General features: G+C 46.0%; 14 protein-coding genes and 3 tRNA genes. 10 read left to right on the top strand and 7 right to left on the bottom strand.

The genetic code is table 11. The annotated features are described in order from the left end of the window. Window positions 1-165: 165 nt before the first annotated feature. The 4 genes from ychF (at window position 166) to ACJJIZ_RS07425 (ending at window position 2,552) form a co-directional block, all read left to right on the top strand. Window positions 166-1,257: a redox-regulated ATPase YchF gene (gene ychF, locus ACJJIZ_RS07440; protein ID WP_282933944.1), complete on the top strand. Its 1,092-nt coding sequence runs from the start codon at window positions 166-168 to the stop codon at window positions 1,255-1,257. A gap of 58 nt (window positions 1,258-1,315) precedes the next feature. Further along, window positions 1,316-2,269, top strand: a complete 954-nt coding sequence (locus tag ACJJIZ_RS07435) for a DMT family transporter (protein WP_444915709.1) — start codon at window positions 1,316-1,318, stop codon at window positions 2,267-2,269. Window positions 2,270-2,361: 92 nt separating this feature from the next. Beyond that, window positions 2,362-2,438: transfer RNA gene (locus ACJJIZ_RS07430), tRNA-Met, on the top strand. Between the two features lie 39 nt (window positions 2,439-2,477). Further along, window positions 2,478-2,552, top strand: a tRNA-Gln gene (locus ACJJIZ_RS07425). A gap of 119 nt (window positions 2,553-2,671) precedes the next feature. Here ACJJIZ_RS07425 and ACJJIZ_RS07420 read toward each other — a convergent pair. Together ACJJIZ_RS07420 and ACJJIZ_RS07415 are read right to left on the bottom strand one after the other, a co-directional pair. Further along, window positions 2,672-3,754: a sulfite exporter TauE/SafE family protein gene (locus ACJJIZ_RS07420; protein WP_444915708.1), complete on the bottom strand. Its 1,083-nt coding sequence runs from the start codon at window positions 3,752-3,754 to the stop codon at window positions 2,672-2,674. A gap of 139 nt (window positions 3,755-3,893) precedes the next feature. Continuing rightward, the gene (locus tag ACJJIZ_RS07415) at window positions 3,894-4,601 is read right to left on the bottom strand and encodes a SapC family protein (RefSeq protein WP_444907459.1); all 708 of its coding nucleotides are present in this window, start codon (window positions 4,599-4,601) and stop codon (window positions 3,894-3,896) included. A gap of 427 nt (window positions 4,602-5,028) precedes the next feature. Here ACJJIZ_RS07415 and ACJJIZ_RS07410 point away from each other — a divergent pair, with 427 nt between their 5' ends. Both ACJJIZ_RS07410 and ACJJIZ_RS07405 read left to right on the top strand, forming a co-directional pair. Beyond that, a complete protein-coding gene (locus ACJJIZ_RS07410; protein ID WP_444915707.1) occupies window positions 5,029-5,184 on the top strand; it encodes a DUF5993 family protein in 156 nt (51 codons plus the stop codon). Between the two features lie 11 nt (window positions 5,185-5,195). Next, window positions 5,196-5,756, top strand: coding sequence for a disulfide bond formation protein B (locus tag ACJJIZ_RS07405; protein ID WP_444915706.1), 561 nt, complete (start codon window positions 5,196-5,198; stop codon window positions 5,754-5,756). Between the two features lie 82 nt (window positions 5,757-5,838). Here ACJJIZ_RS07405 and ACJJIZ_RS07400 read toward each other — a convergent pair. Both ACJJIZ_RS07400 and ACJJIZ_RS07395 read right to left on the bottom strand, forming a co-directional pair. Further along, window positions 5,839-5,913 (bottom strand) — tRNA-Cys (locus ACJJIZ_RS07400). 197 nt (window positions 5,914-6,110) lie between these two features. Continuing rightward, a complete protein-coding gene (locus ACJJIZ_RS07395) occupies window positions 6,111-7,292 on the bottom strand; it encodes an MFS transporter (RefSeq protein WP_444896316.1) in 1,182 nt (393 codons plus the stop codon). A gap of 409 nt (window positions 7,293-7,701) precedes the next feature. On the opposite strand from ACJJIZ_RS07395, the gene ACJJIZ_RS07390 reads away from it, so the two are divergent. The 3 genes from ACJJIZ_RS07390 to ACJJIZ_RS07380 all read left to right on the top strand — a co-directional run bounded on the left by ACJJIZ_RS07390 (window position 7,702) and on the right by ACJJIZ_RS07380 (window position 10,592). Beyond that, a complete protein-coding gene (locus tag ACJJIZ_RS07390) occupies window positions 7,702-8,715 on the top strand; it encodes a Vgb family protein (RefSeq protein WP_444915705.1) in 1,014 nt (337 codons plus the stop codon). Window positions 8,716-9,081: 366 nt separating this feature from the next. Further along, the gene (locus ACJJIZ_RS07385; RefSeq protein WP_444915704.1) at window positions 9,082-9,681 is read left to right on the top strand and encodes a class I SAM-dependent methyltransferase; all 600 of its coding nucleotides are present in this window, start codon (window positions 9,082-9,084) and stop codon (window positions 9,679-9,681) included. A 47-nt stretch (window positions 9,682-9,728) separates the two neighbouring features. Next, the gene (locus ACJJIZ_RS07380) at window positions 9,729-10,592 is read left to right on the top strand and encodes a DUF4396 domain-containing protein (RefSeq protein WP_444915703.1); all 864 of its coding nucleotides are present in this window, start codon (window positions 9,729-9,731) and stop codon (window positions 10,590-10,592) included. A 78-nt stretch (window positions 10,593-10,670) separates the two neighbouring features. Here ACJJIZ_RS07380 and ACJJIZ_RS07375 read toward each other — a convergent pair whose 3' ends face one another. The 3 genes from ACJJIZ_RS07375 to ACJJIZ_RS07365 form a co-directional block, all read right to left on the bottom strand. After that, complete coding sequence (locus ACJJIZ_RS07375) at window positions 10,671-11,072, bottom strand: hypothetical protein (RefSeq protein ID WP_444915702.1); 402 nt, start codon at window positions 11,070-11,072, stop codon at window positions 10,671-10,673. 33 nt (window positions 11,073-11,105) lie between these two features. Next, window positions 11,106-12,020: a zinc metalloprotease gene (locus tag ACJJIZ_RS07370; RefSeq protein WP_444915701.1), complete on the bottom strand. Its 915-nt coding sequence runs from the start codon at window positions 12,018-12,020 to the stop codon at window positions 11,106-11,108. 554 nt (window positions 12,021-12,574) lie between these two features. Continuing rightward, window positions 12,575-13,126: a putative adhesin gene (locus ACJJIZ_RS07365; protein ID WP_444915700.1), complete on the bottom strand. Its 552-nt coding sequence runs from the start codon at window positions 13,124-13,126 to the stop codon at window positions 12,575-12,577. Window positions 13,127-13,932: 806 nt separating this feature from the next. Here ACJJIZ_RS07365 and ACJJIZ_RS07360 point away from each other — a divergent pair. After that, entirely contained in the window at window positions 13,933-14,091 is a 159-nt protein-coding gene (locus ACJJIZ_RS07360) for a hypothetical protein (protein WP_444915699.1), read from the top strand. The last annotated feature ends 360 nt before the right edge of the window (window positions 14,092-14,451 follow it).

Here is a 14,451-nt window from a genome sequence, read left to right as displayed (position 1 = left end):
AGTGTGCTGCGCTAAATTGCCGGTATTTTCCCGGCTGGCCCGGACCCTGTGGTGGCCGAGACATCCCGCCCATCCAAAATCCCGCCAGCGCAACCACTACCGGACCTCAAACGCAATTAGCAGAGCGCGCTGTATGCGCCTCGGGCAAACGGAAAAAATATCACCATGGGTTTTACTTGCGGTATTGTCGGCCTACCTAATGTGGGCAAATCCACCCTATTCAACGCATTGACCAAAGCGGGTATCGATGCGGAAAACTTCCCCTTCTGCACCATCGAGCCCAATGCTGGGGTCGTGCCGGTACCAGATCCCCGCATCGACAAACTGGCTGAGATCGTCAAGCCGGAAAAGGTCATTCCCACCACCATGGAATTTACCGATATCGCCGGTCTGGTTGCGGGCGCCTCCAAGGGGGAAGGTCTGGGTAACAAGTTCCTCGCCAATATCCGCGAGACCGACGCTATCGCCCACGTTGTGCGCTGCTTCGAAGACGATAACGTTATCCACGTCGCCAACAAGGTACACCCGGTAGCGGATATCGAGGTGATCAACACCGAGCTGGCCCTGGCCGATCTGGACACTGTGGAAAAGGCCTTACAGCGCTTTACCCGCGCCGCTAAGGGACAGGACAAGCACGCGATCAAGATGAAAGCGCTGCTGGAAAAAATCCAGCCACACCTGGATGAAGCCAAACCGCTGCGCTCTTTCGAGCTTTCAGAAGACGAACTGGCGGACCTGCGCGAACTGAGCCTGCTCACTATCAAGCCCACCATGTATATCGCCAACGTGGACGAAGATGGCTTCGAGAACAATCCGCACCTGGATGCTGTAGCTGCCATCGCCGCTGAAGAAAACGCGGTACTGGTACCTATCTGCAACAAGCTCGAAGCGGAAATTGCCGAGCTGGACGACGAAGAGAAGCAGGAGTTCCTGGAAGAACTGGGTATGGAAGAGCCGGGGTTGAACCGCGTGATCCGCGCCGGCTACCAACTGCTGGGCCTGCACACCTACTTCACCGCTGGCGTGAAGGAAGTGCGCGCCTGGACCATCCCACTGGGCGCTACCGCTCCCAACGCTGCCGGCAAAATCCACACCGACTTTGAAAAGGGTTTTATTCGCGCAGAAGTGATCAGCTACAGCGATTACATTGATAACAATGGTGAGGCCGGCGCTAAAGACGCGGGTAAGTGGCGCCTGGAAGGCAAGGACTACATTGTCGCCGACGGCGACGTAATCCACTTCCGTTTTAACGTCTAACCACCTCTCCTTTTTTGCCTCCCCACCCCGGGGAGGCGCGCCCACCCGTGTAAATTCCATGGCTCAATCAAACTGGAAAGTCGGCCTGCCGCTGGCACTGATTACCGTATTTATGTGGGCAACCCTGCCCATTGCCCTTAAAGGGCTTCTCGAATACATCAGTCCCGGTACCGCCACCTGGTATCGCTTTGCCGGTGCAGCACTGTTAGCGGGCGTCTACTACGGACAGGCGCGTAAACTACAGCTCAAGCCACTATTCAGTCGCGGCTTGCTGCTTTTCACCTTCCTCGCCGTTGCCGGCCTCCTGGTGAACTACCTCGCCTACGCCAGTGGACTCAATTACATCACCCCTGGTGCCGCCCAGGTTGTGATCCAGCTGGCTCCCCTGCTTCTACTGATATCCAGCGTACTTTGGCTGGGAGAGCGCTTCTCGCCGCGCCAGTGGAGCGGCGTAGTACTGGTAGTAATTGGGCTGCTGTTATTTTTTAACCAGCGCCTGGAAGAGCTGACCAGTGGCGCCGGCGGCGAATACCTGCTGGGGCTCGGCTATATCCTGATCGCCGCTGTCACCTGGGCGATTTACGGTTTTTTCCAGAAGAAAATATTGAGCCGCGCAACACCCCAGGATTTACTGGTAGTGATTTATATCGCAGGGACCCTGTTCTTCCTGCCCATGGCGGAGCCAATGAAGGTTTCCCACCTGGGCTGGCTCGAGTGGGCGCTTTTAGCGTTTCTCACCGCCAATACGCTGATCGCCTATGGGGCTTTTAGCAAGGCACTAGCGCACTGGGAGGCATCCAGTGTCAGCGCAACCCTGTCATTAGTGCCAGTCATCACCCTATTGTTCAGTACGCTGATCAGCTCTATCTGGCCCGACTATATTGCAGTTGAGCCGCTCAACTGGATCAGCTGGGCCGGCGCCGGCGCCGTGGTACTCGGTTCCGCCCTCGCCGCAATCAGTTCCAGGCGCGGTTCTGAGCAGTCCCGGGCATCAGATGAAAAAAATCGCTAACTATCTGAAAAGAATACAAAAAAAGTGTTGACACCCCCGGCCCATCGTTTAATAATGCGCGCCCTCGGGACAGCCGAGACAACAAAAGAAATGGCAAGGTAGCTCAGCCGGTTAGAGCGCAGCACTCATAATGCTGAGGTCGGGAGTTCGAGTCTCCCCCTTGCTACCATTTCAAATCACAGAGGCTATTCTTTGTGAACCTTGAAACTGGGGCGTAGCCAAGCGGTAAGGCAGCGGGTTTTGATCCCGTCATGCGAAGGTTCGAATCCTTCCGCCCCAGCCATCTTCCCAAATTATCTAGCAGGCCCAAGTCTGGGCAGCAATCAAAAGCCCAACCGTTTTTTATCTGATTCTGCGAATAGTTCGCCAGAGTTCGTCCGGCGAACACAATCCAAAAATCAACTACTCGGGCAGCACCACACCATTAGCTTCCATAACGGTCACTCCGGCGCTATCGGACTCCAGGTCAGCAGTACCTGAAGTTGCTGCAGGCGTTCGCACTTGCTCCCTGCGCAAACCCAGGGCCCGCAGCCACTCGAACCCCGCCAGGCAGCACAGCAATGCCAGCAGCACTAGCGGGCCGCCATATCCCTTCATAGCCTCACTCTCGGACATACAAGTCCACACAAGCTGCACAACGCACAGGAAGGCCACAATCAACAGGGTCGGTTTGCGTCCCAGCAAGCTAACAACAAAAACGCCCAGAGGCGCCCCCAGGGACACTACCGGTGCTGCCGCCAGCCAATTCCCGAACACCCCAGGCTGCCAATCTCCCGCCAGCGACTTCACTATTACTCCGAGTACCGAACAAAATGCCATGATCACCACGGATGTAGGGATCGCCACCTTGAGATCCACCCTGCTCAACAGCACAAGAGCCGCATACACCAGCATGTCCACACCCACACCGGTAACTGCCACAACGCAAAAGCCGGCAAAAGCACCCAATAGCAAGCCGACACGAAAATCAGTCGGGCACCGGGGGTCCCCCGCGTGCTCACAATCAGTAATTTCGCTGAGGCGATACAGATGGAAAATGCCAAAACTGCCCCAGAGAACGGCAAAGGAGAGTTTCACCCAGAGTTCGGGTATCAGAGGGGCAAACAGCAGGATACCGGCGGGAGTCGCCAATAGGGAGCCAAGCAGCGCCCCCCGCAACATCGACCAAGCCAGCTGCTGGCGTCGGCAGAGAATAAACAAACTGGCGCTGACCATCCCTATCGACTGAACCGCAAAACTAAAGTCGCGACCCAGGCTTGCCGGCATATCAAAAAACAGCACCAGCACGGGAAACCCAACTGTCCCGCCGCCCATCGGCGTAGAACCTGCGGCATAGCTACCCAGCGCCATCGCCAGCGCCATGGACCAATGCTCGAGCGCCAGGGCCAGGTTCTCGCCCTGTAAAATCAGGAACAACCAAACACCGTAAAACAGAACCAACCAAGCGAACCAATAGCGAAGAGAGAATCGCGCCACATTTTTCATTTTATTATTTGTGAGCTGAAGCGTCAGAGGGAGACAATAGTGGTACGAGTGTGAGGTGGGATCAAGACAAGATTTGGCGAACTCGCCTATTCCAGTCAGGAGGGTCGCCCGACAGCCGCAGCTGCCGGGCAAAGCGCGATTAGTTCAAGCGCTTCTTGCGAATCAGGTTTTGAACCTGCATAGAGGACATCATAGAGGCGTAGATTGCCGGCAGCGCGCCACGTTTACGCAGTTCCAGGAAGTCTTCATCAGACAGCTTGTTAAGCTTCTCTTCATCGATAACAAAGAAACCTGTCAGATCGTAAGGCTTGTCATCTTCGCTAACACGGAGAGTCAGCTTCTTCTGGGTCAGCAAGTCCTTGGAGACCAGGAACTCGATAAAAGACTCAGTCACTGCAACACGCTGTGCAGTTTCAACCACTGCCTGAGCACGATTCTTCAGGAAGTCAGTTTGCTCGCCTTCCCCATCGAACAGCGCTTCACCTTCAGAGTCGCTCAGCATCTTGGAGTCTTCGTCGATGCACAGAACAGCCTGATCAGCGTTATCTGGATTCTTCACCAAAACAAACGGGTAAGTGCGCACTTGCACAGGAATGTAGCTGCCATTCCAGCCATCAGCGCCAGAGAACAGGTTTTCACCGGGGCGCAGACCTGTAAGCGCCACAACTTTAAACTGGTCAGTATTCTGGTCTTTAACGAACAGGATCGGGTAGCTCTGGGCTGCCTGTACGATTTCCTGAACCACCAGCGGCAAAATGTGATTACCGCTTACATGGTCAAAAGTAATGTCCTGGGTGAGTTTCAGGTTGGCATGTGCCTTTTTATCCAAAGCTTTGATCTGTGCCATAAGTACAACTCCTAGCTACTTTTATAGTTACTAAATTTTCAGAGATACCCTAACGTACCACTCTTCTACGCATCTACGATGACAAGTGCTTCCCGGCAGTCGCCGGAAACCAAAGCCAGCATTAAACAGGGAAGAAGCCCAACTGGCAAACAAAGTCCACCAACAACAACCTAAAGACAAATTTATTTGGTTAAATTCACACAATTCAAGACTGTCGAACCAATTAAATTCACTGCTCCCCCTTAAAATGACCCGGCAACCTTCAAAATCAACGAATCGAGTATTAGCTAGCCAACCCTGACAGGTAGCGCATCACCTATATCGCCCCCTCCTCATCTCTAGAGCTATCGTAAGAAGTGGTGTTTTTTTATACGATTAAAGAGCTGGTTGGAGTGAGTTCAATGCAAAAACTGAGGGGCGCCTCACTATGATGAGCCTACTATTCCTCTTTTACCTCCTAGCAATGTCTCTAGCTGTGAAGAATTACCACTCTCTAGCGACCGCAACATTCATTTTTGCCTTGATATCAAGCATCGCCTGGCTGGGTTATCACACCAGCGATAGTCTCAACTTAGCCTTTTAGAGGAGGGCGAAATGGGGCTGATATTTCGAAAGCTTAATGCGCTGGGCATACTTGCTGTATGTGCCGTACTCGCCGCCGCAGAATACTTTCAACTAGCGAATGGGGAGGTGCCTTGCCCTCTCTGTTTACTTCAACGAATTGGGCTCACAGGAATCTTATTTGGACTGATGCTAAATGTACTCTATGGCAACCGCCCTCTACACTACAGCTTGGCCACATTGTCAGCGCTATTTGGCACCGCTACCGCACTGCGCCAAGTCAGCCTACATATTATTCCCGGAACACCAGGTTATGGCGATCCATTAATGGGATATCACTATTACACCTGGGCACTGATTATCTTCTACATGACAATTATTGGCATCTCGATTATCAGCGCATTTGACAAGCAATATGAGAAACCCCTATTTATTAGTTTTCGAGATCAGGGGGTACTCGGTAAAACGGCTATAGTGACTGCGCTCTCAATTACCACACTTAATACTGTTATAACTTTCGCAGAGTGCGGACCCACTGTCTGCCCAGACAATCCAGACAGATACTGGCTCTTTGGTGCAATCGACGGAACTTAAAAGCAAGCTGAGAAGAGAAAAGGTGTATGACTATACAAAAGACAGCTTGCCAAGCATATATCCATAGATCAACAGAATAGATTGGAGGCCAGGACCGGATTCGAACCGGTGAAAAACGGTGTTGCAGACCGTCGCATTTCCTCTCTGCCACCTGGCCATAAAAAAACCCGGCGCTTCCGCTCCGGGTTCTTTGACTCTCCGGAAGCAAAAAACGCTTCCGAATAAATTTACAGAAGCACGCAGGTTGCCTGGCAGCAACATATAGAAAGAAGTTCTTGCGCGTATTTCATAGTAAATTGTCTTGTTCAAGTTGCCGCCAAGGATAATGGAACAAAAACTCCATTTCAACTCTTTCTAGGTAGCCCCAGAATACTGCCCAACCCTAATCTCATTACCGGGCAACGGCTGCTCTGGAACCAGCTGTGCCAACCCAAGAGAAATTAAGGCCATTAAAGACCCCGCAAAGAATACCATTGGCGGAGAGACAAGCCACAGCAAGCCAAATACTACAGGGATAACTACTGCGGCAATATGATTAATAGTAAAGCTGACTCCAGCCGAAGCCGCGATATCCCGCTCGTCGACTATCTTCTGGAAGTAGGTTTTAATCGCAATTGCCATAGAAAAGAATAAATGGTCAACAATATATAATGCCGCTGCCAGCGCAGCACTTTCTACCAGCGCATAACCCGCAAATACCAGTATCAGGCCAATATATTCCAAAGTGAGGATACGGCGCTCGCCAAACCGAACGATAAACTGTCCGATCTTCGGTGCGATATACAAATTAAGTAAATGGTTTACCGTATAGAGAGCAGCAATCTCCCCCACGCTGTATCCAAATTTCTCCACCATCAAAAAACCAGCGAATACTATAAAGATTTGCCTGCGAGCCCCACTCATCATCGTGAGCGCATAATAGAGCCAATAGCGTTTTCGCAGAATAAGCTTCTTATGCTGGCTGTGGGGCTGAGCAAACTGAGGGAAAAGGACCCAGGCACCTAAAGCAATGACAATGGTCGCGCCACCACCAATTAGATAAACCCAGGAATAATCCAAACCCGCGAAGTTCATTAAACCCCACACCAAACCATAAGCCAGAAGCGCAGCAAAGGAACCTGCGGCAGCCATGCGTCCCATCCAAACTGCTGCTGTTTGTTTGGGAAACCACTGGAGTGCCAGGGAAGTCTGCAAGGTCTCATAAAAATGAAATCCCGTAGACATTAAAAGTGTAGTGAGTAACAACCCGGTCAATGATGGATACAGTCCCGTTAGCATCACTCCAAGGCCAGTTGCTACCAGGGAGATTATCGCCAGCCTCTGCTCCCTGACAAAAAGCAAAACAAAGACTACCAGGAAGGCTAAAAAGCCAGGTATCTCACGCACACTTTGCAACAAACCAATATCTGCACCGGTAAATGCTGCCTTTTCAATGACAAAGTTATTAAGTAGCGTATTCCAAACAGCAAATGAGAGCGGCATCGAAGCTGCCAGAATAAGCAAAAGAATTTCAGGCCGGCGAAGACGTTGTAGCATAAATGACCTCCTATAGCTAAGGCCCGCAATATACGCCCTCAATATCCAACTGTAAAATTATAAAAATAGCACTGAAGAATGAGTTTTTCATCGAGAATATTGCAGCTCATAAAATCAAATACTAATTAAACCATTAAATAGTGGTAACACCGACTAACCACTTGCTCAATTGCCCGAAAAATTGGTGAACAAGACGTACCAATTGGAAAAGTAGCAAGCAATCTAATTATGTATAAATTACCGCTGATCATGTATTTTGAATGAGATGAGGAAGCTTAGTTCACTATCTATAACGACTAGAATCAGACAATTCTAATCTAAACTCACCTATGCTTTAACTGCTATATAGCTAGGCGGCTTACACAACAGCATGGCTGATTACCGACATAGATAACTCTTGGAGAGAAAAATGCGTATTCATTCCTGGCGAATTTATCATCTCACCTTAGTCATGCTATTTACCACACTCCCTTTTCTACTGGTGAACGCCGTTGCTCAAGAAGATAACTTACCTGACAAACTTAAATTAAACGAATGGAAGGTGCCTTGGGAGGGACTCCCCAGAGACCCGCATGTGGACAGTAAAGGGAATGTCTGGTTCTGTGGACAAGCGGGTAACTACATCGGGAAGTTTACACCCACCTCTGAAGAGTTTAAGCAGTATGAAATACCTGAAGGTACTCACCCTCATAACCTGATTGTGGATTCAAACGATATTGTTTGGTATGCAGGTAATCGAAATGCGCATATTGGGCGATTAGACACCAATAATGGACAAATTAAACAATATCCAATGCCTGAAGGTATCAAAGACCCACATACGCTAGTCTTCAATCGAGAGGGAAATATCTGGTTCACAGCCCAGCAAAGTAACCGCATAGGCCTGCTAAATGTACAGAGTGGCAAAGTTCTAAGTGTCACCCCAACAACCGCTAATGCCCGCCCCTATGGTATTAAGATTGATGCCCAGGGAAACCCCTGGGTAGCGCTATTCGGCACCAACAAGTTAGCTCGCGTAGACGCAAAAACCATGACCATAAATGAGGTTAACCTGCCACGCCCAAATGCTCGCCCTCGCAGACTGGAAATCGATCCTACCGGCAATATTTGGTACGTTGATTATCCAGAAGGCTATTTGGGGCGTTATACTCCGACGACCAAGGAGTTTAAAGAGTGGAAGCTACCCAGTAAGAATCCACGCCCCTACGGAACAGCACTGGACAACAATAACCAACTTTGGCTCGCTGATACTGGAGAGATTCCAAATATCATTTTTTCCTTTAACACAGAAAAAGAGAAATTTACAAGCAAGACCCCAGTTCCAAGTGGTGGAAATATAAGATATATGTATTTTAACAATATGGATGGAAGCTTTTGGTTTGGTGTTGATTCTGGATTTATCGACCAGGGAATACCAAAATAGAAGTATATATAGCTCTATTGATATCAATCGATGTATGGCGTCACTGCAATAGTTCTATATATCCTGATACAGGACAAACTATTCAAATACAGACTTCCATTTAGAATTCTAATTTTTTCAGCTCTACTAACAGCCATTCACCGCGCCCTAATGAGGCAACCATTGATGGATTACCTTATTTTGGCAACCCACTACAAGTTACACTAGCTTAAAATGGCATGAAGTGGCTCGTGTGGATACTCGTGGCGACCGTTATAATTATAGGTGTTGAAGTATTCGCCTCAAATAAATCAAACTCTAACGAATCTACAAAACAAAAAGCGTGTAGCAATCATTAAATAAAATTCATAAACAGAATTTACAATTATGGAACCGAAACAGACAGGGGAAGCATACGATACCATCACACATCTATGGGAACGTAAAGAGTTCAACAGGAACAACGGTATTAGCCAGTATAAGCGGGCACTTGGCTTTGTAAAAAATAGAGGCTCCGCACTAGATGTAGGGTGTGGCTGCACAGGAAGGCATGTCGAGCTTCTGCTAACTGAAGGATTTTCTCCCGAGGGAATTGATGTTTCTGAAAAAATGATAGAGATCGCCAGGGATAAGCACCCTAATGTCAACTTCTATCTAGAGGATATATGTAAGTGGAAAGCCACAAGAAAATATGACTTTATAAGTGCGTGGGATAGCACCTGGCATATACCAATTGAAAAACAAGAGGAAACAATAAGGAATCTAGCGTCTTACCTAAACAAGGAAGGCGTTTTAATATTTTCCTTTGGCGGAACAGATAAAGAGGACTATCATACGAATGATGCGATGGGACCGGAATTATATTACTCCACCTTAGGCACAAATAAATTTGTACAACTCCTTATTTCATCTGGTTGTATTTGTAGACATCTGGAGTACGATCAACCGTCAGAATTACACGCCTACTTGATTGCTCAGAAGATATAATTATTTTATATACACGGACCCCGCCCCCTCAATCATGGGTAGCCTATATGTTAACCGGAGCAATGCTTGTTTGGTTTATTCTTACCGGTCTCAGCCTAGTTTTTGTTATTTGGGACTCAATCACTAATGCGCCAACCAGCTGGGTTCAGCGCCTGGCTTGGATATTAGTGATTCTTTATACCGGTGTTATCGGCTTAATCTTCTACCTGCTCACCTGTCGCCGCCCCTTTCCAGGCGGCCACGATCAATTCACTCGAGCGACATGGAAGCAAAGTGTAAATAGCGAAATGCATTGTCTTGCAGGTGATGCAACTGGGATCCTTATCGCAGCATCTATTGTACCCACACTGGGCCTCACCAATGGATGGGATTCCATAATTGAGTACTTGGCTGGCTTTGTTTGTGGTTTGTTTATTTTTCAGGCATTGATGATGCGAAGTATGTATCAGGGAAACTACTTAAAAGCAGTGGGTAAAACTTTCTTTGCTGAAACTGTATCTATGAATATAGTTATGGCTGGCATGATACCCGCTATGGTAATACTGACTTCCATATGGCCAAATTCTGAAGACCCAACAAATGCTACCTTTTGGTTTCGTATGAGCTTGGCAACCATTGTTGGGGGCATCATTGCTTACCCTATTAACTATTGGCTGGTAAAAAATCACTTAAAACATGGCTGTATGACCCTCCCGGGAAAAGATGGAGTCGCGCCCAATTTTGGTCATTGCTCTCATGAATGCGCCTCAAATTCAGCACCGCACATCCAGGCTATCTCACAAGCAGAAACGCCGAAAATGGAGATGCATTCTTTATCTTTAATGGAATCGAGTATATGGATAATGGGCACTTTTATAGCTCTTTTTCTTGCAATTTATGTCACAGATAAAATCACACCAATATACTTTTGATCTCAGAACTTTATGCACTCAAAATAATCGCTTAAGCATAAGATTCAAAAAATTTCTTTCTCCGCCTATAGTAAGATTTCACTCTGAGGCTGGTTGCCAATTGATTACCGGGCTTACTCCTTCAGTATTACATAACCAAACAATCGCTTTTATACCAACTTTAAGCTTCCCCTTAGTATCAATGAGTTTTTCCCAATCGCTGGAATGAAAAGAACGGCCATGGATGCGGAACTGCCCGAGAACCTCCTTCCAATTTGGCATAATCAGGTTTAAAAACTCATTTGTTCCATGGTCAGTAGCAACCCAAATCTTAACTCCATCTTTCACCCGCACAAGTTTTGTAATCTCCCCCTGCCATGAAGTTAATTGGTTTCGATCACAAGTTACGTACTCTGGAACAGCTAGCCTTTGAGCCAAAAGATTCGGGCTAGCAAAAACAAATAAGCTCAGCACTAAAAATAAATAATGTTCTTTATTCATAATTAAAGAAGGGGGGCAAGCCCCCCTTAACCATTAAAGACCACGATAAGTCGCGCTTTGTTCATCCGCGCGAGTGGCTTGACCTTCAGTGAACTCGTACATACAGCTATCATCAGTATAATCCATAAAGTTAGTTACCGGATCTTCCCCTTCAGCATTTCTTCCCCTGGTACAGGTATCCCGACCAACAGGGCAGCCATAAGCAGCCGATCTCTCCGCAGGAGTATCTGAGACGTAGTCCCCCCGGCCAAAACATCCACCTTGGAACGTATGATAAAGACCCAACCAGTGGCCAACCTCGTGAGTTAAGGTGTCCCCCTCATTGTAGGGCGCAGCATCACCTCCAGGCACAGAACCAGTTAAAATTACTACACCATCATCAAGTGGATCAGAGGAGTAACTACTTGGGAATGTAGCCCATCCAAGTAGGCCGTCACTAATTTCAGCTACATAGATATTCAAATCCCCGGCATCGCCAACTCGCAAGGAAGATTTCATTGACTGCTCAGCCGATGAATTGTAACCAACGTTATACCAAGAATTATTTGCTGTAACAGTGGTTGAAACTAAATTAAAAGTAAATGGAGTATTTGCGTAAGCATCATTCAACACATCCATTTGCGCATTAATCTCACTATTAGAAAGCGCTCCATTATTAGCTGAGTCAGTAATTACATGAAAGTAAACATCAACTTCTACAGAACCTGCGGGCCGCAATGTGTGTGCCACACTTCTATCACTTGATATACCACGCAGAGTAGAAAAATGCTGCTCTTTTAATGCAGCTTCCTGAATTGATGGGTGGTCTGTACCGCAGCGCTTTAGCCCAACGCTATTGTTGGCAGCCTCAACCGAAGAAACACTCTGAGCAAAACCTATAGTTGATGAAGCAAGTATGCACAATGATAGAGCAGTTTTTATCGAGATATTGGAAACAGTCTTTCTCATAGCCTAAGCCTTAATTTTATTATTTATTTACACTCCCATAAGAGCCCGCCAACTTTCCACGCTTCCATAAACTTTTGTCAATAGCACCAATTCTTAAATTTATGATAATGACACCAAACTCTTTAACAAGGCGTAACGTTCAACAAAAAAATGTAAATATAAAAAAATAAAAACCCCAAAAAACAAAATACAGATACATTTTTCCCTTAAATTAGTTACATATGAAATTTTTTCACGGAAAACACAAGGTGCAACTCACTTAAAAATGCGAACAAAAAGTTGAGGAACCTGAAATTACTGACAGGTAAAATTCCAATAAAAAATACCGAATTTTATTTCAACAAAGCGGACAGTTATATTTTTTATGATACATCATAGCAAAAACAGCTCGCACCAACTGGGGCTAACAATAAAAAGATATTCCAACCACTAGAGCACCTAATTCAAAAGGCCAATCACAAATAACAAAGGCCACTTACCTTCTGTGGCCATGAAGGTAAGTGGCCTTTATAAATTCTACAGTTTTTAAACTAGAGTCAACACTCTACTCTAAATTAACCCCACTGTTTTTGAGAGCTAAGATCATTTCCGCTGCTCGGCGAGCGGCAGGCGGTAAAGTGAAGCTTGTTATAACCTAGCTTATTTTCAGTAATGACTTTTAGAACATCATCTAAATGAATATGGGCCCCCTCTTCAACCAAAATCAAATCATGATCATGAAGACCACTTTGCCAAGCCTTCTTAATATTATCCACATGACCAGGGCTTTTTTCATTATATGAGAGATTATAATTATAAATACTCGCACCACCACCAGCTATCGAGTGAACTTTTCCTGACCCCATATTTAGGAACTCTAAAGTTCCAAATTTTTCTTTACTATTTTCCTCATTGGCAGGCTTACCTGTTTTTGTCAAACTCCTGACTGCATGATCAGAAGACGCCGAACCATGAAATGAGTAGAAGTATAGAGCCAAATTCTCTGGCAATTCAGTCTTACCAAAAGAGCCGTTATCAAATGAACCATGTGCGTAAAGGATCGCCTCATTACCACTGGCTTGTTCTTTTTTATGAATTATTACTTTTCCAAACTGAACAGTTTTCATCACATTCCTTATCGATCAAAGGTTGGAGAATCTATTTTTTTGACCACACCATCAAGATGCGGTCACAAATTTAAGATTATTCTTTTCAAATAAAACCCACCTGCTTTTAATGGTTGCAGATAAATAAAATTAGATCAACGAAAATAAAATCTATGTAAGCGACTAAAATCCAATCCTCATTACCATCCTCTCATTCGAGCAAAACCGTAATCAAGACAAGTAAAAAAACTATGGACTGCGAAACAAGCGTCATACAAAACCCAAAAAAACCACAAAATCTCAATTGAGGAATTTTTCATCCACATTTCAAGCCAGGAGTAAATGGATTTAAAACCTGATGAACAATCTCACAAAAAATGATTATGTAGCCTTCGAGAAACTGAGACTCAATTTCGCGTGAAAAAAAGTTCTATTACAGATAAAAGACAACATTATTGACTATTGCAACCATCATACAGTCAAGCACACCTAGCAAACTCTTTATTTAAATTTTTTTGGTTAAAATTTGAGATGAAAGGTATACCATCTCTCATCATTGCTCTAGGAAGAGAGACCAATAAGCTACAAAAGCCTAGATTGCTAACATAAGTAACACCATATGAAATACAGAGTTATTTTTTTACAAATATACTAGAGAGAAATCTCTCACAGACGACTAAGACTTGAACAGCTTGACAACCCACCCTCTCAGTTGGATTACTATTTTAATCTGAAAAGAATGAATTGATGAGCTATGGACGAATGTCTACTCTGAAAAGAGTGGCATATGGCATGGGTAAAAATTCCTCACCAAATTAACCTCCAAAATGAAAGATATAAATCGTATGCAGGTAGAAACTGGAGGCTTTCTAGGGCGAAGAAGCGGTGGTGAGCCTGGCATCAAAACTGTTTGGCAGGGACACACTAAGCTGCTTTATTACTTGGGGGCAGCGGAGACTTTAAATCGACTTAAAGGGTCTGTATAAAATGTAGTAGTTCAGACTTGTTATGACAGTTATCAGCTTTTAAAAAGGTGCCTCATCAGGTCAAATTCAGGTTACAAGTTTTTCCTTCCTTATACTTTTCTATCTTTAAGTGTTGCCATCTGTGTGCTGCGTGCATTTCTTTGTGTCAGAGATGCTGAATCCGGAAAAGATTACGAGCATCGACACGAATGGATTGAAAGCCATATGCATAAGTTGGTCGAGGCGTTTGCGCTAGATATTGCTGCCTATGCAGTAATAAGTAATCACTACCACATAATGCTATACATCGACACAGAATGTGATGATAAGTGGTCGTAGAGGCAAAAGCTCTTCAAAGCCTCTAGCTTTGCCCAGCGCTAT

The sequence above is a fragment of the Microbulbifer maximicatervae (SeqCode) genome (genome assembly GCF_052467225.1).
Note: the sequence above shows the minus strand (reverse complement) of the source record. Positions and strands in the feature narration are given on the sequence as shown.

Coding starts and splice junctions, on each gene's coding strand:
- ychF (WP_282933944.1), top strand. CDS start 166: ATGGGTTTTACTTGCGGTATTGTCGGCCTACCTAATGTGGGCAAATCC.
- ACJJIZ_RS07435 (WP_444915709.1), top strand. CDS start 1,316: ATGGCTCAATCAAACTGGAAAGTCGGCCTGCCGCTGGCACTGATTACC.
- ACJJIZ_RS07420 (WP_444915708.1), bottom strand. CDS start 3,754: ATGAAAAATGTGGCGCGATTCTCTCTTCGCTATTGGTTCGCTTGGTTG.
- ACJJIZ_RS07415 (WP_444907459.1), bottom strand. CDS start 4,601: ATGGCACAGATCAAAGCTTTGGATAAAAAGGCACATGCCAACCTGAAA.
- ACJJIZ_RS07410 (WP_444915707.1), top strand. CDS start 5,029: ATGATGAGCCTACTATTCCTCTTTTACCTCCTAGCAATGTCTCTAGCT.
- ACJJIZ_RS07405 (WP_444915706.1), top strand. CDS start 5,196: ATGGGGCTGATATTTCGAAAGCTTAATGCGCTGGGCATACTTGCTGTA.
- ACJJIZ_RS07395 (WP_444896316.1), bottom strand. CDS start 7,292: ATGCTACAACGTCTTCGCCGGCCTGAAATTCTTTTGCTTATTCTGGCA.
- ACJJIZ_RS07390 (WP_444915705.1), top strand. CDS start 7,702: ATGCGTATTCATTCCTGGCGAATTTATCATCTCACCTTAGTCATGCTA.
- ACJJIZ_RS07385 (WP_444915704.1), top strand. CDS start 9,082: ATGGAACCGAAACAGACAGGGGAAGCATACGATACCATCACACATCTA.
- ACJJIZ_RS07380 (WP_444915703.1), top strand. CDS start 9,729: ATGTTAACCGGAGCAATGCTTGTTTGGTTTATTCTTACCGGTCTCAGC.
- ACJJIZ_RS07375 (WP_444915702.1), bottom strand. CDS start 11,072: ATGAATAAAGAACATTATTTATTTTTAGTGCTGAGCTTATTTGTTTTT.
- ACJJIZ_RS07370 (WP_444915701.1), bottom strand. CDS start 12,020: ATGAGAAAGACTGTTTCCAATATCTCGATAAAAACTGCTCTATCATTG.
- ACJJIZ_RS07365 (WP_444915700.1), bottom strand. CDS start 13,126: ATGAAAACTGTTCAGTTTGGAAAAGTAATAATTCATAAAAAAGAACAA.
- ACJJIZ_RS07360 (WP_444915699.1), top strand. CDS start 13,933: ATGAAAGATATAAATCGTATGCAGGTAGAAACTGGAGGCTTTCTAGGG.